The organism is Aequoribacter fuscus (genome assembly GCF_009910365.1).
In the GTDB taxonomy this organism is placed as follows: domain Bacteria; phylum Pseudomonadota; class Gammaproteobacteria; order Pseudomonadales; family Halieaceae; genus Aequoribacter; species Aequoribacter fuscus.
On record NZ_CP036423.1, the window covers coordinates 2327130 to 2347926 of the forward strand.

19 protein-coding genes are annotated in these 20797 nt (G+C 53.1%); 10 read left to right on the forward strand and 9 right to left on the reverse strand.

Translation table 11 applies throughout. The features are described 5' to 3' along the window. From EYZ66_RS10410 to EYZ66_RS10425, 4 genes are all read left to right on the forward strand, one after another. Nucleotides 1–654: a pseudouridine synthase gene (locus EYZ66_RS10410; RefSeq protein WP_009575000.1), complete on the forward strand. Its 654-nt coding sequence runs from the start codon at nucleotides 1–3 to the stop codon at nucleotides 652–654. A gap of 72 nt (nucleotides 655–726) precedes the next feature. Continuing rightward, nucleotides 727–1230: a DUF2244 domain-containing protein gene (locus EYZ66_RS10415; protein WP_009575001.1), complete on the forward strand. Its 504-nt coding sequence runs from the start codon at nucleotides 727–729 to the stop codon at nucleotides 1228–1230. Nucleotides 1231–1291: 61 nt separating this feature from the next. Beyond that, nucleotides 1292–2623 carry a 30S ribosomal protein S12 methylthiotransferase RimO gene (gene rimO / locus EYZ66_RS10420; RefSeq protein ID WP_009575002.1) on the forward strand — a complete coding sequence of 444 codons (1332 nt, stop codon included), beginning with the start codon at nucleotides 1292–1294 and terminating at the stop codon, nucleotides 2621–2623. Beyond that, nucleotides 2623–3339, forward strand: coding sequence for a 16S rRNA (uracil(1498)-N(3))-methyltransferase (locus tag EYZ66_RS10425; RefSeq protein WP_009575003.1), 717 nt, complete (start codon nucleotides 2623–2625; stop codon nucleotides 3337–3339). The genes rimO and EYZ66_RS10425 overlap by 1 nt, the downstream gene beginning before the upstream one ends. 2 nt (nucleotides 3340–3341) lie before the next feature. On the opposite strand, the gene msrA is transcribed toward EYZ66_RS10425, so the two are convergent. Beyond that, the gene (gene msrA / locus EYZ66_RS10430) at nucleotides 3342–3983 is read right to left on the reverse strand and encodes a peptide-methionine (S)-S-oxide reductase MsrA (RefSeq protein WP_009575004.1); all 642 of its coding nucleotides are present in this window, start codon (nucleotides 3981–3983) and stop codon (nucleotides 3342–3344) included. A gap of 107 nt (nucleotides 3984–4090) precedes the next feature. On the opposite strand from msrA, the gene EYZ66_RS10435 reads away from it, so the two are divergent. From EYZ66_RS10435 to EYZ66_RS10455, 5 genes are all read left to right on the forward strand, one after another. Beyond that, the gene (locus EYZ66_RS10435) at nucleotides 4091–4780 is read left to right on the forward strand and encodes a hypothetical protein (protein WP_009575005.1); all 690 of its coding nucleotides are present in this window, start codon (nucleotides 4091–4093) and stop codon (nucleotides 4778–4780) included. Beyond that, nucleotides 4780–5487: a J domain-containing protein gene (locus EYZ66_RS10440; RefSeq protein ID WP_009575006.1), complete on the forward strand. Its 708-nt coding sequence runs from the start codon at nucleotides 4780–4782 to the stop codon at nucleotides 5485–5487. The genes EYZ66_RS10435 and EYZ66_RS10440 overlap by 1 nt, the downstream gene beginning before the upstream one ends. 4 nt (nucleotides 5488–5491) lie before the next feature. Then, entirely contained in the window at nucleotides 5492–5761 is a 270-nt protein-coding gene (locus EYZ66_RS10445; protein WP_009575007.1) for a hypothetical protein, read from the forward strand. Between the two features lie 125 nt (nucleotides 5762–5886). Next, a complete protein-coding gene (htpX, locus tag EYZ66_RS10450; protein WP_160195667.1) occupies nucleotides 5887–6768 on the forward strand; it encodes a protease HtpX in 882 nt (293 codons plus the stop codon). A 22-nt stretch (nucleotides 6769–6790) separates the two neighbouring features. Further along, on the forward strand, nucleotides 6791–7897 hold the full coding sequence (locus EYZ66_RS10455) for a S1C family serine protease (RefSeq protein ID WP_009575009.1): 1107 nt from the start codon (nucleotides 6791–6793) through the stop codon (nucleotides 7895–7897). 4 nt (nucleotides 7898–7901) lie between these two features. On the opposite strand, the gene EYZ66_RS10460 is transcribed toward EYZ66_RS10455, so the two are convergent. Both EYZ66_RS10460 and EYZ66_RS10465 read right to left on the reverse strand, forming a co-directional pair. Next, nucleotides 7902–8951, reverse strand: a complete 1050-nt coding sequence (locus EYZ66_RS10460; RefSeq protein WP_009575010.1) for an efflux RND transporter periplasmic adaptor subunit — start codon at nucleotides 8949–8951, stop codon at nucleotides 7902–7904. Continuing rightward, the gene (locus EYZ66_RS10465; protein WP_009575011.1) at nucleotides 8941–12246 is read right to left on the reverse strand and encodes an efflux RND transporter permease subunit; all 3306 of its coding nucleotides are present in this window, start codon (nucleotides 12244–12246) and stop codon (nucleotides 8941–8943) included. Before EYZ66_RS10465 ends, EYZ66_RS10460 begins: the two co-directional genes overlap by 11 nt. Nucleotides 12247–12363: 117 nt before the next feature. On the opposite strand from EYZ66_RS10465, the gene cls reads away from it, so the two are divergent. Continuing rightward, nucleotides 12364–13803, forward strand: coding sequence for a cardiolipin synthase (gene cls, locus EYZ66_RS10470; RefSeq protein WP_009575012.1), 1440 nt, complete (start codon nucleotides 12364–12366; stop codon nucleotides 13801–13803). On the opposite strand, the gene EYZ66_RS10475 is transcribed toward cls, so the two are convergent. From EYZ66_RS10475 to gspL, 6 genes are read right to left on the reverse strand one after another with little or no spacing between them, the layout of a single operon-like run. Further along, complete coding sequence (locus tag EYZ66_RS10475) at nucleotides 13766–15190, reverse strand: alanine/glycine:cation symporter family protein (RefSeq protein ID WP_009575013.1); 1425 nt, start codon at nucleotides 15188–15190, stop codon at nucleotides 13766–13768. The two genes, cls and EYZ66_RS10475, sit on opposite strands and share 38 nt — an antisense overlap. Before the next feature lie 4 nt (nucleotides 15191–15194). Further along, nucleotides 15195–16544, reverse strand: coding sequence for a sodium-dependent transporter (locus EYZ66_RS10480; RefSeq protein WP_160195668.1), 1350 nt, complete (start codon nucleotides 16542–16544; stop codon nucleotides 15195–15197). Nucleotides 16545–16597: 53 nt separating this feature from the next. After that, nucleotides 16598–18355, reverse strand: a complete 1758-nt coding sequence (locus EYZ66_RS10485) for an aminopeptidase P family protein (RefSeq protein WP_009575548.1) — start codon at nucleotides 18353–18355, stop codon at nucleotides 16598–16600. A gap of 27 nt (nucleotides 18356–18382) precedes the next feature. Next, nucleotides 18383–19126, reverse strand: a complete 744-nt coding sequence (gene gspN / locus EYZ66_RS10490) for a type II secretion system protein N (protein ID WP_009575549.1) — start codon at nucleotides 19124–19126, stop codon at nucleotides 18383–18385. 1 nt (nucleotide 19127) lies between these two features. After that, nucleotides 19128–19598, reverse strand: coding sequence for a type II secretion system protein GspM (gspM, locus tag EYZ66_RS10495; protein WP_009575550.1), 471 nt, complete (start codon nucleotides 19596–19598; stop codon nucleotides 19128–19130). Continuing rightward, nucleotides 19598–20785: a type II secretion system protein GspL gene (gene gspL / locus EYZ66_RS10500; RefSeq protein ID WP_009575551.1), complete on the reverse strand. Its 1188-nt coding sequence runs from the start codon at nucleotides 20783–20785 to the stop codon at nucleotides 19598–19600. Before gspL ends, gspM begins: the two co-directional genes overlap by 1 nt. Between the last annotated feature and the right edge of the window lie 12 nt (nucleotides 20786–20797).

Below are 20797 nucleotides of genomic sequence, written 5' to 3' on the forward strand. Positions count from 1 at the left end.
ATGAGCGACTATCTTGTTCCGCACTCGCAAGAACCGATCGGGATCTTATACCAAGATGAACACCTATTATTTGTCGCTAAACCGCATTTTTTGTTGAGCGTGCCGGGCAAACACCCACTCAACAAAGACTGCTTAATTTCGCGACTGCAACAAACCTACCCCGACGCCCGCATTGTTCACAGGCTCGATTTAGACACCTCGGGCACTATGGTCATCGCCTTGGGCAAAGAGCGTCACGCCGAGCTTTCTCGGCAGTTCCGCTTACGACAAGTCGCCAAATCTTATATCGCCGTGGTAGCCGGCGAGATCAAAGAGAATGCAGGCACAATTGATTTACCCATACGCGCCGACTGGGAGAACCGACCGCGACAAAAAGTGTGCTTTGAGCGCGGCAAGCCCTCCATCACGCACTTCACCGTAATCGCTCGGGGGAATAACTCCACCCGTCTGCGCTTGCACCCTGTCACCGGCCGATCACACCAACTCCGCTTGCATTTGCTGAGCATCGGCCACCCGATTCTAGGTTGCGACTTGTACGCTGACCCTGAAAGTTTGTCGCGTTCAGACCGTCTGTTATTGCATGCCGAACGATTAGCCCTGAAACATCCCGTCACAGGTCAATGGCTGAGTATCGAAAGTGAGCCAGCCTTTTAAGGCTCGCGTAAGTATTGAGTGTGGAATTCATAAAAAAAGCCACTATCATATCGATTTTAAGGAGATAAGCGCTTGGTCAACGCCTCGGAACATGATCAAAAGCACGTTATTGTGGCGCAACCCAACCTATCCGCCAGTTGGAAGCAAAACAAGCAGCTGATTATTTTCTTATCGATTCCATCCATCGGCGCGGCCCTATTTTTCTGGAGCCTGGGAGCCTGGCCGATTTTGCCGTTCGCAGGGCTCGAAATCGCCGCGCTATCCGCCTCCTTGTACTACGTACACTGGAAACTTCATTTCAAGCATGTCATCACCTTTAACGGCGACACGGTACGAATTGACAAAGGCGTCTACGCCCCAAAATTTACCTACACTCTACCTAGAGACGAAACCAGCCTAGCCATCCGCCCAGAAAACCACCCTTGGGATGGCCCCGAGCTTTACATCCAAGATCGAACACACTCGATACGCGTGGGTGAATTTTTGAACCGCGACGAGTGTTTATCGCTGCAAGCACATCTAAAGAAACAACTGCGTATTAGCGCTTTTGGCCCCACCTTTAATCGGAACTTGTAGACAAGAAGTTATCACCTAAGCCGTGGTATCATTGCGTTTTTGAGATTAAGGAAGCACGGGCGTGTCTGAAGCGCAAACGCAAAACCCAACCGTAGGATTTGTCAGCCTAGGATGCCCAAAGGCATTAGTCGACTCCGAGCGAATTCTCACCCAGCTACAGCAAGATGGCTATGCCATCAGTGGTTCCTACGAGGGTGCAGACCTCGTGATCGTGAACACCTGCGGATTTATCGACAGCGCCAAACAAGAATCCTTGGATGCTATCGGCGAGGCCTTAGCTGAAAATGGCCGCGTGATTGTCACGGGCTGCATGGGTGCGGGTGACGATGCCAAGCGCATCCAAGACCTACATCCCAAAGTACTGAGTGTCACGGGACCCGCGGCCTACGAAGACGTCATGACAGCGGTGCGTCACCACGTCCCCAAACCACAAGAGCACAATCCCTTTATCGACTTAGTACCTGATCACGGAATCAAACTCACGCCGCGACACTACGCTTACCTGAAAATTTCGGAAGGCTGCAACCATCGCTGCAGCTTTTGCATCATTCCGCATTTACGCGGCGATTTGGTCAGCCGGCCCGCTGGTGACGTTATGCGGGAAGCCGAGGCTCTGGTGCGCGGTGGCGTGCGCGAGCTCTTGGTCGTATCACAAGATACGAGCGCCTACGGTGTGGACCTGAAATACAAAACCGATTTCTGGGATGGCCGCCCCGTCAAAACTCAAATGCTGGCTTTGAGCGAAGCCTTGGGCTCCCTAGGCGTTTGGGTCCGGATGCACTACGTCTACCCCTACCCCCACGTCGACAATGTCATTCCATTAATGGCCGAGGGTAAAATCCTGCCCTATCTAGACATTCCTTTTCAGCACGCCTCTCACGATATACTCAAGGCTATGAAACGCCCTGCGGCGGCTGAAAAAGTACTCGACAGAATCCACAGCTGGCGCAAAGTCTGTCCCGATCTATCGTTACGCAGTACCTTTATCGTGGGATTCCCCGGGGAAACAGAGACGCAGTTCCAAGAGCTACTCGACTTTATTAGCGAAGCTCAGCTCGATAACGTCGGCTGTTTCCAATACTCGTCCGTCGAAGGGGCACCCGCTAACGCCTTAGCCAACCCCGTCGCCGATGAGGTCAAACAAGACCGATGGGAACGCTTCATGGCGCTACAGCAAACTATCAGTGCTGAAAGGCGTGCCGCGAAAATTGGTACCGAGCAGCAACTCATTATCGATCACGTCGACAGTGAGGGTGCTATGGGCCGCACCCGCGGTGATGCGCCCGAGATCGACGGTGTGGTGCACCTCCCCGGCTACACCGACTTGCGCCCGGGCGACCTGGTCACAGCAGAGATTACTGGAGCTGACGAATACGATCTTTGGGTTGAGTAGTGAATATCATACTGCTCGAGAACGACACCACCAGTGATCATTTTGAAGCGCAGTTGAACCCAAGCGCTCATCGGCACTGTATCGAAGTCCTGCGACCCCAGGTTGGCCACTCACTCAAAGTTGGCGTTTACGGCGGCAAACTGGGGCTGGGTACGGTAATCGAGCACACTGAAACCCGCACTGTACTTGATGTTACATTGTCCGAAAGACCACCAAGCAAAGAACCAATCTGCTTGGTACTTGCTTTGCCGAGGCCTAAAATGCTGCGACGTATACTCAGCGCAAGCATTGAGCTCGGCGTCGAGGCCATTCACATCATCAACAGCTACCGAGTCGAAAAGAGTTATTGGCAGTCGCCCTATTTAAAGCCCGATGCTGTGGACCGCACCATTCTGACGGCTTTAGAGCAAGCTGGGGACACCGTTCCTCCGAGTTTACGCTGGCACAAGGGCTTTAAGCCCTTCGCAGAAGACATACTCCCAGGCCTCGCTAGGTCTTACCCAAACGCTTGGTTGGGCGATCACCGCGTGCAGTCTAGCCTAAACACCAACCGCAGCGACGAACCGCGTCTCATCGCCATAGGCCCCGAGGGTGGGTTTATCCCCTACGAAATCGACTTGTTACAAAAGGCCGGGCTCACACCCGTCAATTTAGGCGCAAGAATCATGCGAGTAGAAACCGCGGTCAGCGCTTTACTGGGTAAACTCATCGCGTAAGCTTAGATAGCACAGCTCACACCCGTTCCACGCAACCCACAGTAACCATTTGGATTCTTGTGCAGATATTGCTGATGGTAGTCCTCGGCAAAGAAAAAGTTAGAAAACGGGGCAATCTCTGTGGTGATGTTGCCATAACCTGCCGCACTCAAACCCGCTTGATAAGCCTCGCAAGATGCTTGCGCTGCCTGAAGCTGTTCGTCACTCGTCGTGTAAATAGCCGACCGATACTGAGTGCCCAAGTCGTTGCCTTGACGCATACCCTGAGTGGGGTCGTGGGCTTCCCAGAAAATCTTAAGCAGCGCCTCAAGGCTCGTAACAGCCGGTTGATACGCCACCATCACCAGTTCCACGTGCGCCGTTTTACCGCTACAAACATCTTCATAGGTTGGATTTTTCGTGATGCCGCCACCGTATCCTACCGCAGTTAAACTGACCCCTTCTTGCTGCCACATGCGTCGCTCGGCACCCCAAAAGCAGCCCATGCCCAAATAGACGATTTGCTCGTCAGACGCGTAAGGGGGCAGCATCGAACGCCCATAAATCAGATGATCATGCCCTGGCGTCAGCACCTCACTGCGGTCAGGTAAGGCCGTTTCTGCAGTGGCCAAGGTATGTTTTTTTCGAATCGAGAACCAGTCCATAGTGCTATCCTTGCGCTTAGGGCAGCAGCGCTTGCTGTCAAAGAGGCTTGCGCGCCGGCGTTGAAGTCGTCATCATTTTAGCGAGATTATGACAGCAGAGCCACAGTATGGGCGGTACGCTAAAAACCACGAATTCCAGTAATGAGATTAGCGCTTTCATAAAGCAGCACAAGACCATTTCTAAGGTGGTTAAGCAACAACAGCGCCTACTTTTTGTGATTGACGCAACGGCGAGCAGACAGCCGACCTGGGATTTAGCCTGCTCACTCACACATTCGCTGCTGCATGCAACCGATGGCTTGAAAGGCTTAACCCTGAAATTGTGCTTCTACCGGGGTTTCGAGGAGTTCCGTCAAACCGATTGGCTCACCGATGCCGACATTCTCAGCCGAAAAATGTCGAGCGTTCGCTGTGCTGGGGGGCAAACTCAAATTCGAAAAACACTGCGTCATGCTCTGAGCGAGCATCAATCAAGCCCTATACGCGGTCTAATTTTTATTGGAGATGCGATCGAAGAGCCACCCCATGAAATTATTGATCTGGCGGGACAATGCGGGCTGCGCAAATTACCGTTGTTCCTATTTCAAGAAGGCCACAACCTGGGCGTTGAAGACACCTTTCAACACATGGCTCGCGTGTCGTCCGGTGCCTATGCCCGTTTCGACCTCGGTGCGCCAGGTCGCCTTCGCGATCTGCTCAGTGCCGTGGCAGCCTATGCCCAAGGCGGTTATACTGCGCTGACTCAACGTCGCGATGACGCGGCGCTAACGCTACTGGAACAGTTGCCAAAGTCCTGATGCCAAAACTGATACTATTTGCCGCTGCTGCACTCGCTCTTTACATTGCCGTAACACGCATCAAAGCCCTACCCGCACCAAAACGCAAAGCGGCCTATCTTCAGCTGATTTTTGTGGTGGCTTTGGTCGTGGCCGTATTACTGGCACTTAGCGGCAAAATGCACTGGGTTGGCGCATTGATCACTGGCTTATTGGTACTTCTAAGACAATCGCTGCCCCTGTTGATCCAACTGCTACCCCATCTTAAGGGTTGGTTGGGGCAGACGGGCTCTGGCGCCACTTCTCAAGTGGAGTCTGCCATACTACGCATGACCCTAGATCACAGTAATGGTCGTTTGAACGGCACAGTACTGGCTGGTGCATTCAGCGGTAAGCTGCTATCAGAGCTCTCGCAGAGCGAGCTCGACACGCTCTTGGAATACTGTCGCGCCAACGACGCGGATTCTACCCAACTACTGCTGTCCTACCTCGAGCAGCGCTTCGGCGAGGACTATCAAAATCAAGCGCCACCGCCGGGCGACAGCGGTGGACAGTTAACGGAGAAAGAAGCACTGGCAATTTTGGGCCTTTCCGAGGGTGCCTCCAAAAACGATATCATTGCAGCGCATCGCAAGCTCATGCAAAAATTGCACCCCGACCGTGGCGGTAACGACTACCTAGCCGCACGCGTGAATGACGCCAAAGCTAAGTTACTGGGAGAACGTTAATACCATGCCCGACACTTTTGTTATTCGCAATCAGCTAGGCCATTACTACAGCAAAAGTAAAGTGTGGACTGACGGTCGTGACGCTCAGGCGGTTGCTCAATTCAAATATCGAGATGAAGCGCTAAACACGGTTGTTGAGCTGTCTTCAAAAGACATTGAACTGCGCGCCGAGATTGTCGAGCCAGAACTCACCGACAGCGGAAAACTCAAGTTAGAGGTGAGCGAGCACCCCCTGCCGGGCGAAACGCAAGAACACATTTCCGTTGCCATCTAGCCTGCCTTTGGAACCTTTCGTCGCTTTCGACTGTCTTAAATTCGCCCAACCTTGATTTAATGTGATCTGCCCCCATGATCAAAGGGGTATATAGCTATGCTATGGGTATTTCAGAGGTAATTCACATGCGTATCTTGTTGTTTTTGGCGACCAATTTAGCCGTACTAATTTTGGTCAGTATCGTATTTAATTTGCTAGGGTTCGAAAGTATCTTGGCAGCCAATGGTGTTGATCTAAACTTGCAGGCGCTGCTCGTCTTTTGCGCACTCTTCGGTTTTGGCGGCGCGTTTGTGTCGCTGTTCCTGAGCAAGTGGATGGCGAAAAAGTCGACGCGCACTCAACTCATTACACAGCCCACAGACCGTCAAAGCCGCTGGTTACTCGATACTGTGGCCGAGCTCTCTCGTGAAGCCGGCATCAAAACGCCTGAGGTTGGCGTGTTTCCCTCGCAGGCTGCTAACGCCTTCGCCACCGGCTGGAACCGCAATGATGCCTTAGTTGCCGTGAGTTCTGGTATGTTGAACCGTTTTTCACCCGACGAAGTGAAAGCGGTACTCGCGCACGAAATCGGCCACGTCGCCAACGGCGACATGGTGACACTTAGCCTAATACAGGGCGTGGTAAACACCTTCGTGATGTTCTTTGCGCGTATTATTGGCCATACGGTGGATCGCGTCATATTCAAAACTGAGCGCGGTTACGGTATCGGTTATTTCGTAGCAACATTTATTGCGGAAATCATTCTGGGCATTCTCGCCAGTATGATCGTAGCGTGGTTCTCACGTTTGCGCGAATATCGTGCCGACGCCGCCGGAGCTGCACTCGCTGGACGAGGCGCTATGATCAGTGCTTTGGAGCGTCTGCAGCGCGAGCAAAACCTACCCAATGACTTACCGGGCGAGCTAACGGCTTTCGGTATTCGCGATATCAATAAGTTAGGCATTGCTCAGATGTTGGCATCGCACCCGCCTCTGACTGCGCGCATCGAAGCCCTGAGACGAGGGTAAACACTGACCAGTGGAGGCCACAATGACCCAAGTACTTCGATCTATCACGCTGTTTTTGATCACTTTACTGGGTGCCTGTGGCCTCGGTGACACTACCTCTATCGCCCCCAGCGCGCTCGCCGAAACACGAGACAAGGACGTTCCCGACTACTTAAGCTTCGCCACCGACGACGAAGCCAATACCACTGAGATTTTTAGCAAAGCCAGTCCCGCCGTGGTCTTTGTCACCAACAAAGGCCTACGCCGTGGCTTATTCTCGTTAAACGTGGAAGAGATTCCGCGCGGCTCGGGAACGGGCTTCGTTTGGAATAGCCAGGGCCTGATCGTGACGAACTACCACGTGATTGCCGGCGCACAAAAGTTGACCGTAACACTGCAAGATCGCAGCGAATACGACGCCGAAGTTATTGGCGTAGCACCGGAAAAAGACCTCGCGGTGCTCCGAATTGAAGGCGCACCCGATGACTTACAAACGCTGCCACTAGGAGATTCAAGCGAGCTTCAGGTCGGTCGTAAAGTGTTGGCCATCGGCAATCCTTTTGGTCTAGACACCACGCTCACAACAGGCATCGTGAGTGCTTTAGGCCGAGAAATCAAAGCGCCGAGCAACCGCACCATTCGCGGCGTCATTCAAACGGATGCAGCAATCAATCCAGGCAACTCGGGCGGTCCTTTACTGAACTCCATGGGGCAACTGATTGGTGTCAATACAGCCATTTACAGCCCGAGCGGGGCGAGCGCGGGCATTGGTTTTGCGATTCCGGTCAATACCGTCGCAGAGGTCGTGCCGCAGCTGATTAGTTACGGACGCGTGCTGCGCCCGGTGTTAGGCGTCGAGCTTGCCAGCGACAACTGGATCAGACGCTACAATATTCCCGGAGTGCCCATCGTACGATTGTTTCCCGGGCTGCCTGCAGACCAAGCCGGCATGCGTGGCGCCTACCGCAATTATCGCGGAGACATCGCTCTGGGCGATATCATCACTCACATCAATGGTGAGCGCGTTCGCAATAACGATGAGTACTACACCCAGCTAGAGCGCTATCAAGCAGGAGATACCGTTACTGTAACAACGCTCCTCGGCAAGGAAGAGCGCGAATACGAAGTTACGTTAGAGCAATCTCGCTAGACCTCTAAGGCGCGATCACGATCTCGCCGTCGCTCAGCCCAGCTGTAACTTCAACATCGGCCCCGTCTTCGCGTCCCAAGCGGATAAAACGCTTAACCGGACCAGCGTCGGTTTCCACCCAAACCAGATTCAGTTGCCCGAGGTGTTGTACCAAACTTTTTGGAATCGATCGCCAGATTTCGCTACCCGCGGGTATCTGCGCCTCTGCGAATAAACCCGGTAACAATCCCTGCCCTTCTAGCACTTGCAGAGTGATATCGAAGCTGCGAGAAACACGATCGGCCGCTGGTACAATTTCACTCACCTCAGCGTCGAATGATCGATCAGCTGAGGGCACAACAACCCTTACCGCGTCACCCAGCTGTAAGCCCATCGCCAGGTCTTCACGCACCTTCAAGGAGACTTCTAAGCTCGCGGGGTTGTACAAGGATACCAAACGCGAACCAGGGCTTGCCAAATCACCAGGCTCTGCAAAGCGGTCAACAACACGTCCAGAAATGGGCGCCTTCACTTGGGTAAAACTTATGGCGGTTTCGACTTCTCGGATATTTTCGGTAAGAGCTAAACGCTCTGCGACCAAAGCCGCATCCGCTGCCGCAGCTTTGTCGTAATCAGCTTGCGATAACAAACCCCGAGACAACAACTCTTCGGCTCGACCTAGCGTTCGCTTAGCTTCCTCTAAACGTGCATCGAGTGCGGCACGACTCGCCACCACCGACTCGAGGCGCGCCTTGAGGTCGCGTTTATCCAAACTCACCAATAGATCACCAGCTTGAACGGTATCCCCGGCACGTACGGCCACAGATTCCACGGTCGACATAATGCGCGATGACACCAAGGTCGTTTCACGTGCTTCCACTGATCCCGGGACCCGCTCGAAAGCCTGGCGCTCGATACTGCGCACAGCAAAGCCCTGACCGCCCACCTTTGCGGGCTCTACCAATAGCCCGGGTTGCACCCGCTCACTGAACCCGCCCGCCATAAAAACAATGACCAAGCCCAAAAAGACAAATAGGCCAATGCTGCCCGCTATAAGTCGCTGATTACTGCTCATGACGTATCTCCCGAGGACTGTCATCAATTGCCGGACCATACAACATACAGTACACCACCGGCACCACTACCAACGTCAGAATGGTCGACGCTACAATTCCAAAAATAATGGCGATTGCTAACCCGCTGAATACTGGATCAAGCGTAATGACAAGATTACCCAACAGCGTCGTTCCCGCGGTAAGCAACACTGGGCGCATACGCACAGCACCAGCACTGAGTACCGCATCCAATACCGAGGCACCTTGCGCTCGCGCTTGATGAATAAAATCGACCAAAATCAGAGAATTTCTCACCACGATACCTGCCAGCGCGATCATGCCAATCATGGCGGTGGCTGTGAACAACACCGGCTCTGGTGCACCTGCAATCCAGCGCTCACCGAACTGATTCAGCAGCCAAAACCCTGGCATGATACCTATCATAGTCAGCGGGATAGAGGACATAATCAGCAACGTCAGCGCGATCGAACCCGTCTGCAAACGCAACACGAAATAAATAGCCACCAAGGCAAACGCGAAAGCCAACCCCATGTCGCGAAACACATCGACGGTGATCTTCCATTCCCCTTCACCAATCCAGTGTATCTCCACCGAGTCGGGGACCTGCCAAGCTTGAGTTCCGCCCGACGCCAAAAATGTGCGGTCCTGCCAATTCGAGAGCTCGACAGTGCCATCCGTTTTATCGGCGGTGATATCGGCAATCACCTCAGCTGGAGTTCGACCTGAAATCTCTGCCGTAACATACACCACCGGGCGCAAGTCTTTGCGATAAATCGGTGTTTCGAGAGGCACACTCTCGAACCGTCCTAACTCACCTAATGCGACCAAATTTTGAGGCGCAGCCTGCAGACCCGCGCTACGTTGTTCGCTGACAGCACCCAAGCGCCCCTTGAGCAAGAGCGTCGATAGGTCCTCAACACGACTGCGCTCTGCAATCGGCAAACGTAACCGTAAGGGCAGAGGTTGTGCCTCACGTTCGGCCGCCATAAAGCCAACCACTTGCCCCGCGTGGGCTATGCTCACGGTCGAATTAATGTCAGAGGTGGGGATACCCGACATTGCCGCTTTAGCCTTATCGGTCACAAATCGCAATCGAGGCGCAGCGCTGCCTACGCTGGTATCCACTTGCGTCACATAGGGCTCGGCTCGAAATCGCTCTGCCAAGAGCTCTGCTGCGCGCTGCTGCTCGGCATAAGGGGTCAGGGTACGCCCGTAGACCTCTGCAACTAAAGTCGCCATAACGGGTGGCCCTGGAGGTACTTCAACCACACTGATTACTGCCTCGGGGTGTGCATCAATCAGGCCCTCGAGTGCCTCACGCAAGCGCAAAACGACAGCATGCGATTGGTGCACTCGCGCACTTTTATCTAATAAGGTCAAACGCACATCGCCCAAGTGAGACCCTTGACGTAAATAGTGCTTCCGGACAAGACCATTAAAATCGTGTGGACTGGGCTCACCCACAAATACCGCTGCCGCATTCACCTCAGGCAGTGATAAGGCAATACGGCTGGCTTCGGATGCGACAGCGGCGGTTGCCTCAAGCGCTGTACCCTCGGGCATATCAATAACAATCTGAAGTTCGTTCTTGTTGTCAAAGGGCAAAAGTTTGAGCGGCACCAGACGAAACACCGGCAGCAAGATCGCAACAATGAAACTCATCAATAGCAACCACAACACAGCGCGGCGACGTGACGTTGAGCGTAACAGGGCCAACATGTTCCGAGCATAAAATGAGTTATGATCAACCGACCGCCAATCCTCGTCGGTTTCCGAAAGCGCCGCATTGCCCAAAAACACTTTAGCAAGCCATGGCGTCACAAAAAACGCGGTAAGCGTGCTGGCCACGACGGCAAGCGGTACGTTGAAGGCCATGGGTGCCATATAAGGCCCCATCATACCGGTGATAAACGCCAGCGGTAGAAACGCGAGGACAATGGTTACCGTCGACATCAGCAGCGGGATTTTAATTTCACCAATCGCGGCAACAATTCGGTCACTGACACTGCCTCGCCCATCCTGCAGTTTCCGAGTGATGTTATCGACCCCTGTAATCGGATCGTCAACGAGCAAACCTAGGGCCAAAATCAACGCAAACAGGGTGACTCGGTTTATGGTGTAATCGAACACCAAGTCCAAGGCCAAGGTCATACCGTAGCAAACAGGTACAGCCAAGGCCACGATGACCGCCGCGCGCCACCCCAAAAACAGGCCAATGAAAGCCACGACGGTAAGGACGGCAAAGATTAAACTGCTGCCTAAATTAGTCACTTTCTCGTTAGCGGTAACACCATAATCACGTAGGGTATGAACCTCCACCTGCGCGGGGATCAGTTCGCGCTGCAATTCAGCCATGGTGCTGTGCAACTGCTCTGCAACTTTGACCGCATTCGTACCACGTTGCTTGGCGATACTGATGGCTACCATGGGCTGCACATCGCCCTGTAGACTCACAGCACTCTCGTACCAAGTAATGGAGGTCTTCGAGGGCGGGCCATCCTTGACCGTAGCCACATCATCGAGTGTGACTAAATCACCGCCCACGACATTTACCACTAAAGACTTCAGCGCATCTAAGGAGCGCAACACGTCACCGCTTTCTAGCGCGATGGCTTGATTGCCATACGACAAGGAGCCTGCACTGACGATTGCATTCGATAGAGAAATAGCGTTTACCACATCCAAAACAGTGGTTTGCCGCGCGGCCATTCGTAGCGGATCAAAGAGTATTTGCACCACTCGCTCTCGACCACCAACGACCTTAACCTCGCTGGTCTCTTGTACACCCTGGAGGACGCTCGCAACTTCATCAGCGAGGCGGCGCAGTTCAAAATCACCCATCATTTCAGGTTGAGTACTTGTTAGCGCGTATACCACGATGGGCACATCGTCTACTTCTACAGGCCGAACTTGCCACGCCGTGACGACGGGCGGCACTTGATCCTGATTCGCGTAGAGTTTGTTGTAGGTATTCAGCAAGCTATCTTCACGATCCTGCCCGACGTAGAAAGCGAGCGTCACCAAGGCGCGATTGGGGTGACTCTGCGAGTATACGTGCTCGATGCCGGGTATTTGCGATAACAATTTCTCAACCGGCACAACGACCTGGCGTTCGACCTCGGTTGCGGACAGACCGGGGGACTCGATGTAAACATCGATCATCGGCACCACAATCTGTGGCTCTTCCTCCCGGGGCATAAAAGCCAAGGCAACGACACCCAGTATCAGCCCTGCAATAAACAAAAAGGGTGCCACGCCTTTCTGCAGAGCCACCGCGATTATCCGTTCGATCATAGTGTTCGGTTCCGGTACCAATACACCGTAATTTTAGCAGAAGAGGCAAGACAACATGTTGATCTATATTGAATTCCATACCGTCCAAAATCCTATTTATCTGCTATTCTTGCCGCTATGGAGTTTTCAATTCTGGCCCAAGTCCTCGCACTCACGGTAACGGTATTTACCCTGCTGGGCGTTGTCTCGGCCATTGAAGCGGTGATGAAAACCCGCACTGCTCAAGGCGCAGTCGCTTGGGTTATTGTGCTGCTCACCTTCCCCTACATTGCCGTGCCTGTTTACTGGATTTTTGGCCGCACCAAATTCGATGGCTACGTAGAGCAACGCAAAGCGGTCGAAGAGGCATTAAAAACTACCCAACAAGCGACGTCTGATGCCATCTGGCCCAACAGCGTCGATACCGATGACTTGTGCAATACTTTCCGAACCCTATTACCTCTTGCTCGCACCGCAGTCACCGTTGGCAATGACGTGCGCCTCTTAGTCAACGGCGAGGCAACCCACACGGCGTTACTGAATGCCATTCACGGCGCCCAACAACACATTTATTTGGTGTACTACATTATTCGTGATGATCACATTGGCGCTGAGTTAATGAATGCGCTGATTGTCAAAGCTCAGCAAGGCCTGTCGGTGCACGTTATTTACGATGAGATCGGAAGCCGAACCTTTGCTCGGTCATCGCTCTTGAGCAGAGCGCTCAGCCACGGTGTGAACATCGTCCCCTTCAATACAACACGCGGGCGTCGCAATCGCTTCCAGCTAAACTTTCGCAATCACCGTAAACTGGCCTGTATCGACTCAAGACTTGCGCTCTTGGGGGGCCACAATGTAGGCCGAGAATATTTGGGGCAAGACCCGAAGATCGGTCCGTGGCGAGACACTCACCTACAAATTCAGGGACCCGCGGTGCTGGCCATGGAGCTCACCTTCGCGGCCGACTGGCGTTGGGCCAAGGGCGAACAACTGCAGCTGAGTTTTACCAAACCGAGCGAGAGTCGCCACGGTAAACAGGTGTTGATTTTCCCATCCGACCCCTCCAGTGAATTTGAAGAGGCTGGCCTGATGTATCATCAGCTTATCAGCGAAGCCAAGCAACGCCTGTGGATAACCAGCCCGTACTTCATACCAGACCACAGCATTATTTCTGCGCTACAGCTAGCGGTATTGCGCGGTGTAGACGTGCGGGTCATGATCCCCGACAATCCCGACGGCCCCATGGTCGCAATGGCGAATTGGTCCTACACCAAAGAATTGCTCCCCGCGGGCGTCAAAGTGTTCCGCTATGGCCCCGGGTTTATGCACCAAAAAGTGACTCTGGTCGACAACGATTTGTGCGCAATCGGCACGGCTAATTTCGACAACCGCAGTTTTAAACTGGCCTTTGAAATTACGGCGCTCATCAACGACGAAGAATTTGCTCTTGAAGTTCAAAAGATGCTACAGGCCGACTTTGCATCGGCCTCAGAAGTGTCAGCGCAACACTTGAGCCACCGCCCCTTTTGGTTCAGGCCGGCTATGGCTTTGGCGCGTCTGTTTTCGCCGGTGCTTTAACATCGGCCCAGGCTTGTGGGTCAATATCTAGGTCTTGCCACTCGTCGGCGTCGAATATCGCTTCCTGACCGCTCGCAACCTTCTGATCATAATCTCGCAGGAGGCGACGCGCGACCGGCGCAAGCAATGCCAAACCCAGTAAATTCACCACCGCCAACAACCCCATCGTCAAATCGGCGAAGCTGAAGATGGTTCCCAAATCTTGCATGGAGCCCCAAAACACTAAACCTAAAATCGCCAGCCGAAAGGCATTAAAGAGCTTTTGGTTCTCTTCGCTGAAGTAGTCCAAGCTATTCTCGCCTAAGTAATAGTTGTATACGATCGAACTAAAGGCAAACAAGATAAGCGCAACACTCACGTAGGTCTCGCCCCACGCACCCACCTGTTCGGCGACGGCTCGCTGAGTCAGCGCCACGCCCTCGACGCCTTCGGCGCCCGGTGTATAAGCGTCTGACAATAAAATCATAGCCGCCGTTGCAGTGCACAACAGCAGAGTGTCAATGAAGACGCTAAAGGCTTGGACGATACCTTGATTCACGGGATGCTTTACATAGGCAACCGCCGCCACGTTGGGCGCACTTCCCAAACCCGCTTCATTCGAGAACAAGCCCCGACGTACACCCTGCAAAATCGCCGCACCAATACCACCACCAATGGCCGAATCTAGCCCCAAGGCACTTTTTACGATCATGGCAACAATGCCCGGCAACTCCGCGGCGTGCATGAGCAGAATGTAGACGGCGAGTGCAAAATAACCCACCGCCATCAAGGGGACGATGACCTCGCTCACTTTCGCAATACGATGAATGCCCCCGAAGATGACAAACGCAACACATACAGTTAACACTAAGCCGCTGGTCAGTGTGCTAAATCCAAACGACGATTCAAGTGAACTTGCCACCACAAAGGACTGCAAGGCTGGAAACGCCAAACCAAAGGTAATCAGCAAGAGTACCGAATAGACAGCCGCAAGCTTGGGCTTATTCAAACCGTGCTTGATATAAAATGCTGGCCCCCCTCGGTAATCACCGTTTGGTTCGGCACGTTTAAATAACTGTGCTAACGAGCATTCCACCACACTGGTGGCCATACCCATTAACCCAATAAGCCACATCCAAAAAATAGCGCCTGGGCCACCCAAAGTAATGGCGACAGCAACGCCGGCGATATTGCCTGAGCCCACACGGCCAGCAACTGAAACGACCAGGGCTTGGAATGAGCTTAAATGACCCTCCTCATGATGGAACGCGTTGCGCAACACACCGAACATACGGCCAAAGTATCGGAACTGTACCGCGCGAGTGCTTACCGTAAAAAACACCCCCATGGTCAATAGAACGGCGATCAGTACGTAATTCCATAACCAATCATTTACGACAGAGATCATGGCGCTACCCCGCTATACCAAAGTAAAAAATCACAGCCAGAGCGGGGGGCACGACGAAGCGTGTTGTAAAACGCCACACTGAGTATAAGCCCTCGCTGATCGCAAACTCCTCTTTGCTAAACTCGCCGCGCATGATCCAGCCTGCGAATACCGCAATGAATAAGCCACCCAAGGGCAGAAGTATTTGATTCGACAGCAAATCCATCGCGTCGTTGAAGTTGAGCCCTGCAACCCGCACATGGTCAAGCACGTTGTAAGACAGCAGGCTCAACACGCTCAACGCGGCAACCGCCCCCATGACCACTAATGTCGCTCTGTGGCGCGCCATCGCATGCCGATCTTCCATGTGGGCAATTAAACTCTCGACCAACCCCACCATCGACGTAATACCAGCCACTGACAACATGACGAAGAACAAAACAGCAAAGAGATGTCCACCCGGCATTTGCGCAAAGGCGACCGGCAAAGTCTGGAAAATCAACCCGGGTCCAGCGGCAGGATCCAGCCCGTTGTTAAATACAGCTGGAAAAATCACCAAGCCCGCTACTAACGCCACGAGCGTGTCCGCAAAGATGATAATAGCCGCGCTTCTGCTAATCGACACTGACTTGGGCAAATAAGCGCCATAAACCATCATCCCGCCCATCGAGACCCCAATGCTGAAAAATGCTTGCCCTACCGCTATCAGGAACACATCGGGACCAATCTTTGAAAAATCAGGCGTGAACAACCAAGTAACAGCTTCTGAAAATCCGCCTGCGAACACGTTGTAAATCGCCAAACCTATTAAGAGCAAGAACAGCGATGGCATCATGACGCTGACCGCACGCTCAATACCGTCTTTGACCCCAGCGTAAATAATAGCGCCAGTAATTAACAAGCCCGCCAAGGTGAACAACAACATGCCTTCGGTATTCGCCAGCATGCCACTAAATTCGGTCGCGGCAACTGCGCCGTCATAACCCACAAAGCCTGTCAACACAGCTTTGTAGAGATACCACAATACCCAACCCACGATACCGGCGTACACGATTTCGATAGTAAATGCGGCCCATAGCCCCATGCCGCCGACGAAACGCCACGCGGTGCTTTTACCGCTTTCTTGCGCCACATTCGCAACCGCGGCCGTAGGGCTACTAGCACCGCGGCGCCCCAGCATAATCTCTGCCATCATGCAGGGAATACCGATGACGACGATACAAGCCAAATAGACAAGCACAAACGCAGCACCGCCGTTCTCGCCCGTAACGTAGGGAAAACGCCAGATATTGCCCAAGCCAACAGCAAACCCGATCGACGCCATCAAAAAAGTCCATCGAGATGACCAGTGATCTTGTAATCCTGCAGTTGCCATAGCGTACTCCTGTGTTGTTATTGTCGTAGGTTACCAGCGATGCACTTCGCAGTTCAAAGCGGCAAAGGGGCCGTTGCTCGCTGCAGCCAGTCGCGCGTAGCAGAATCCACCAAGGGGCTTATCTCGTTACATACACGCGCATGATATTGATTTATCCAGCTTATTTCATCGGCGGTCAACATGTCCACTACCATTAGGCGACAATCGAACGGCAGCAAAGTCAGCGTCTCAAATGCGTAAAAGCCGTCGCGTTCGCCGGGAACGACAACCTGCAGATTTTCACAGCGGATACCGTATTGGTCCTCTTCATAGTAGCCAGGCTCGTTGGAGACAATCATGCCTTCTTCCAAAGGCGTTGGACTACCTAACTTAGCGATACGCTGGGGACCTTCATGAACGCTCAGATAACTCCCTACACCATGCCCCGTACCGTGCTCAAAATCCAGCTCGTGTTGCCATAAGAACTGACGCGCCAAACTGTCGAGCTGCATCCCCGAGGTACCTTTTGGGAAGCGGATGCGCGCCAGGGCAATGTGCCCCTTCAGCACCAACGTGAAGTTGCGTCGCATTTCGGGCGTCGGTTGTCCAATCGCGACCGTTCGAGTCACATCGGTTGTGCCGTCTAAATACTGTCCACCACTATCGACTAGGTAGAGCGAGTTGTTCACCAGAGGTCCGGGCAGCCCATTGCGATGATTGTAATGACACAGAGCGCCGTTGGGACCAGCGGCCGAAATGGTGCTGAAGGATGGCTCTAAGAACTCAGGATTTTGACAGCGAAACTCGTGAAGCTTATCGGCTAATTCTGCTTCATCTGGGAATGTACCCGCAGCCACGCTCTCGTCAATCCAGGCTAAAAAGGCCGCTTTCGCCGCCGCATCACGTTTGTGCGCCTGTCGAGTACCTTCGACTTCGACCGCGTTCTTAGCAGCCTTAGCGGCCATAATCGGGCAAGCCTTGGCGATCACATTCACACCTTGAGCCAACATCGTCTGCCAAGAAGCCGCGTTGGTATTCAGCGGATCTGCGCCTACGTTTTGACCTGAACAAGACGCTAAGACGCTCTCTAATTCACTCGGATTATGCGCCGTTACACCGGTACCCACATGGGCTTGCCAATCGGCTGGAAGTCGTGAGGATTCGATAAACCATTGAACACTCCCGTCTGCTTTTAACAGCGCGTGGCTTTGCAAAATTGGCAATTGGGGAATATCACTCCCGCGCACGTTTAACAGCCAAGAAACAGACTCGGGTAAGAATACCCAAAAGCCATCCAATCCCATCGATTGCAGTGTTTGGCCTAGGCGAGTGCGTTTTGATAGCGAAGACTCACCGGTGTAACGTTCCGCAAGACTAAAACCTTGCCGCGCAACGACCTCAGGTCGGTCTGCCCATACAGCATCAATGACATTTTGTTGCGTATCAAGCAGCTCACGGCCACCCAACAAACTTTGCCAGCGCTCAAATTGCGTCTGACATACGGTCTTAGCGTCGACACCAATGTTGCCCTTGACGTCTGTATTCGCTTCAACCCACGCCATGGCTTGGGCATCACTTAAATCACCAATTTCAAAATCGGCCGTATCGACCTGACGTTTGACCTGAACGGTGTAGCGCCCATCCACAAATACAGCCGCACTGGTCAGCGTCACAATCACTAAACCCGCCGATCCCGTGAATTTGCTCACAAATCTCATACGCTCATTTGATTCGGGGATATATTCCCCTAAAAACTCATCGGCGCGCGGAACGATTAACGCATCTAAACCCTGCCGCTGCATTTGGTGACGCAACTCTGAAAGCACTGCCACATGGCCTCCTTAAAAGTGAAGATCAGTTCAATACTGACCTGATAATTTGATGCGCAATCCCTCACCCTCGGGCTGCGCAAGTAACGATAGATTTTGACGCAAACGCTGTTCGGCTGGACCACTAGGCTCAATCAACAAATCAACCGTGTAGTTTTGATCTTTGGCTCGCAATTCGCCTGCTGCCTGGACAGCACCTTTGAGGGTGGTAACGGAACCGATGATATCTGGCCCCTCAGAAGTCAGAGCCAACTCGTAAGAACCCAAACGAACGCGATCGGTCTGTGTTAGCCATACCGCATCTATCCAGCGCAAAGATCCCGTCAAGGCCAATACACCTCGGCTTTGCGACCACTGCAAATCCGGAAAGCTGAATTCAAAGGCACCGTCTACTGCCAGTGGTGCAAACAAGCGCACAATGGCGGCAGGAATACGGCCCCGAACATTCTCTAATTGTATCGATTCCAAGGAATCCAGGGTCACTTTGGCCTGCATCCATTGACTGCCGAGCTCGGTGGAAAACGCGACGGTTGGCGACAACGACAGCAAACTCATCGGCGATAACTGCCATTCGACCTGCCCCCAACTGATAATTTCGCCGTTAGCACGCGCCGACAAACTTTGGGCTTTGCCCCTCCAAATCGACCCGTGAACGCCCTCTAGATAGACATGTTGTTGAGCCAGCGGTTTCACCAGAAAGCTGGCGGGGGTATTCACGAGCACACTACCCACGAACACCACCAGAACTAGACTCAAGGCATAGCGCAGTTTCAATTTAGCCACCCTGTGCCAGACGAATCGTCGCGGCAACCATTCCCACATCGGACTGCGATAAGTTCACTTCGCGCACGATAACACCCTGCTCGATTTCTAGAGCGTGTAAAAATTGGGCAACGTCATTGAACACAACGCCTTCGAACCTGACCTGTAACTCCCCATTACTGCTGGGCTGCAAACGAGCAATGGGCAAACCTTCAGCCTGACTCGCCTGGTTAATCAAGTTCATCAAGGTGGTTTTAGGTCCTGCGGCGCTGTCTTTACCTCGTAGGCCATTGATCTCGGCAACCATCGCGTTGACTCGTTGCTTAACCTCCAGTGCTCGCGCGTTTTGCTGAAGTGCCTCGTCTCTGGCGTCTGCGAGGGGACCCAATACGCCCATGAGCAGGCTGTAACACAGCACAAAGACGCCAAGCACAGCCAAACTGAGCTGTTCACTTTGTGTTCGAGCTAAAAACCATGCTTTCATTATTGCCCCCCCACGCGCAGTCGAGCACGTACCTGGTCACCCTGGGCACTAGAATTTTCCAATTCGACCTTGAGACCGGCACTCGCGAGTTTCGAGCGCAACGTTTCCAGAGCGTCGAAATCTGACGCCATTAAGGTTAAGCCCAGCTGGCTGTTGCGATCGGTGTAGTTTAAATTGATGAGTTGTGTACCCGGTACCGCGTTAAGAACGGCGCCTGCCTGCTCCAATAAACTCATAAATCCGGCGCTTTGCGCATCGCCCCGCAACGATCGCAACTGTCGTTCTAGCTGCTTTTCGGCATCCACGATCGCACCCTGAGGATACACTTCACGGTAGCGTGTTTCGATATCGCGCCTTATGTCTAAATTTACACTTTGCGCCTGCTGGAACTGCGAGTATGACAGTACTCCCTGAATGAGCGCTGCACCCAAAAGAGTCGCGGCGACCCAGCGCCACTGCTGCCACCAACTCGCCCATGGTAAAATTGGGGCATAACTGCCCTGACGTAAATTCAGCAAAGCTGGAACTTCGCTGCTCATCATGACAGCATCCAACCAACCACCCTTACGCACCAGCATTAAGTCTCTCAGTGTGGCATCTAAGTCCGGAAGCTGAGATTCCGATGAGCTATACACCACAATAGAGTCCGGCGCGCCAGACTCTAAACTGGCGCTTAAAAATACGTTTAACAAGTCAGGCTGACACACGAACGCACGTTCGTCAGAGACCCTGACAAGACAGCGGCTGGCTTCGACGACTACGACCCATTGGTTTGAAGATACGGGTAACAGCAGAGTGTCGGGCACCCATTGTCCAACAGGACTCATCGCAGGTTCTTGCTGCCAGTCGTCCATTAACGCTTTGCGAACAACAGCGACTGCGATTTCACCCTCATTGAGCCATCGGTGGGCAAAATGCAACTCGTCAATGTCTTCTGCCAGCCGATCTTCTAAACTGTAGGGCAAAGACTGCGAGAGCAGCTTGCGTTCGGCCTTTTCGACCTGATGGGTCAACAAGGTCGCTTGTTCACTGGGAAAAGCAAACACAACTGAACTGCGATCGTTTTGCAGAAGAGCATGAAGTTGTGCCATGCCATCCGGCGTCGCAAGCGGCACAGGCGTCGCGTGTACTTGCAGACGCTGCAGCACCAAAACTCCCGATTCATCGTATTTGATTACGGCTTTCACACCCAACCTCGT

Excerpts from the sequence above, each read along its gene's own strand:
- EYZ66_RS10465 (WP_009575011.1), bottom strand. The coding sequence starts at position 12,246 with ATGATCGAACGGATAATCGCGGTGGCTCTGCAGAAAGGCGTGGCACCC.
- EYZ66_RS10410 (WP_009575000.1), top strand. The coding sequence starts at position 1 with ATGAGCGACTATCTTGTTCCGCACTCGCAAGAACCGATCGGGATCTTA.
- gspM (WP_009575550.1), bottom strand. The coding sequence starts at position 19,598 with ATGAAAGCATGGTTTTTAGCTCGAACACAAAGTGAACAGCTCAGTTTG.
- cls (WP_009575012.1), top strand. The coding sequence starts at position 12,364 with ATGGAGTTTTCAATTCTGGCCCAAGTCCTCGCACTCACGGTAACGGTA.
- EYZ66_RS10445 (WP_009575007.1), top strand. The coding sequence starts at position 5,492 with ATGCCCGACACTTTTGTTATTCGCAATCAGCTAGGCCATTACTACAGC.
- EYZ66_RS10480 (WP_160195668.1), bottom strand. The coding sequence starts at position 16,544 with ATGGCAACTGCAGGATTACAAGATCACTGGTCATCTCGATGGACTTTT.
- EYZ66_RS10475 (WP_009575013.1), bottom strand. The coding sequence starts at position 15,190 with ATGATCTCTGTCGTAAATGATTGGTTATGGAATTACGTACTGATCGCC.
- msrA (WP_009575004.1), bottom strand. The coding sequence starts at position 3,983 with ATGGACTGGTTCTCGATTCGAAAAAAACATACCTTGGCCACTGCAGAA.
- EYZ66_RS10440 (WP_009575006.1), top strand. The coding sequence starts at position 4,780 with ATGCCAAAACTGATACTATTTGCCGCTGCTGCACTCGCTCTTTACATT.
- htpX (WP_160195667.1), top strand. The coding sequence starts at position 5,887 with ATGCGTATCTTGTTGTTTTTGGCGACCAATTTAGCCGTACTAATTTTG.
- EYZ66_RS10455 (WP_009575009.1), top strand. The coding sequence starts at position 6,791 with ATGACCCAAGTACTTCGATCTATCACGCTGTTTTTGATCACTTTACTG.
- EYZ66_RS10435 (WP_009575005.1), top strand. The coding sequence starts at position 4,091 with ATGGGCGGTACGCTAAAAACCACGAATTCCAGTAATGAGATTAGCGCT.
- EYZ66_RS10460 (WP_009575010.1), bottom strand. The coding sequence starts at position 8,951 with ATGAGCAGTAATCAGCGACTTATAGCGGGCAGCATTGGCCTATTTGTC.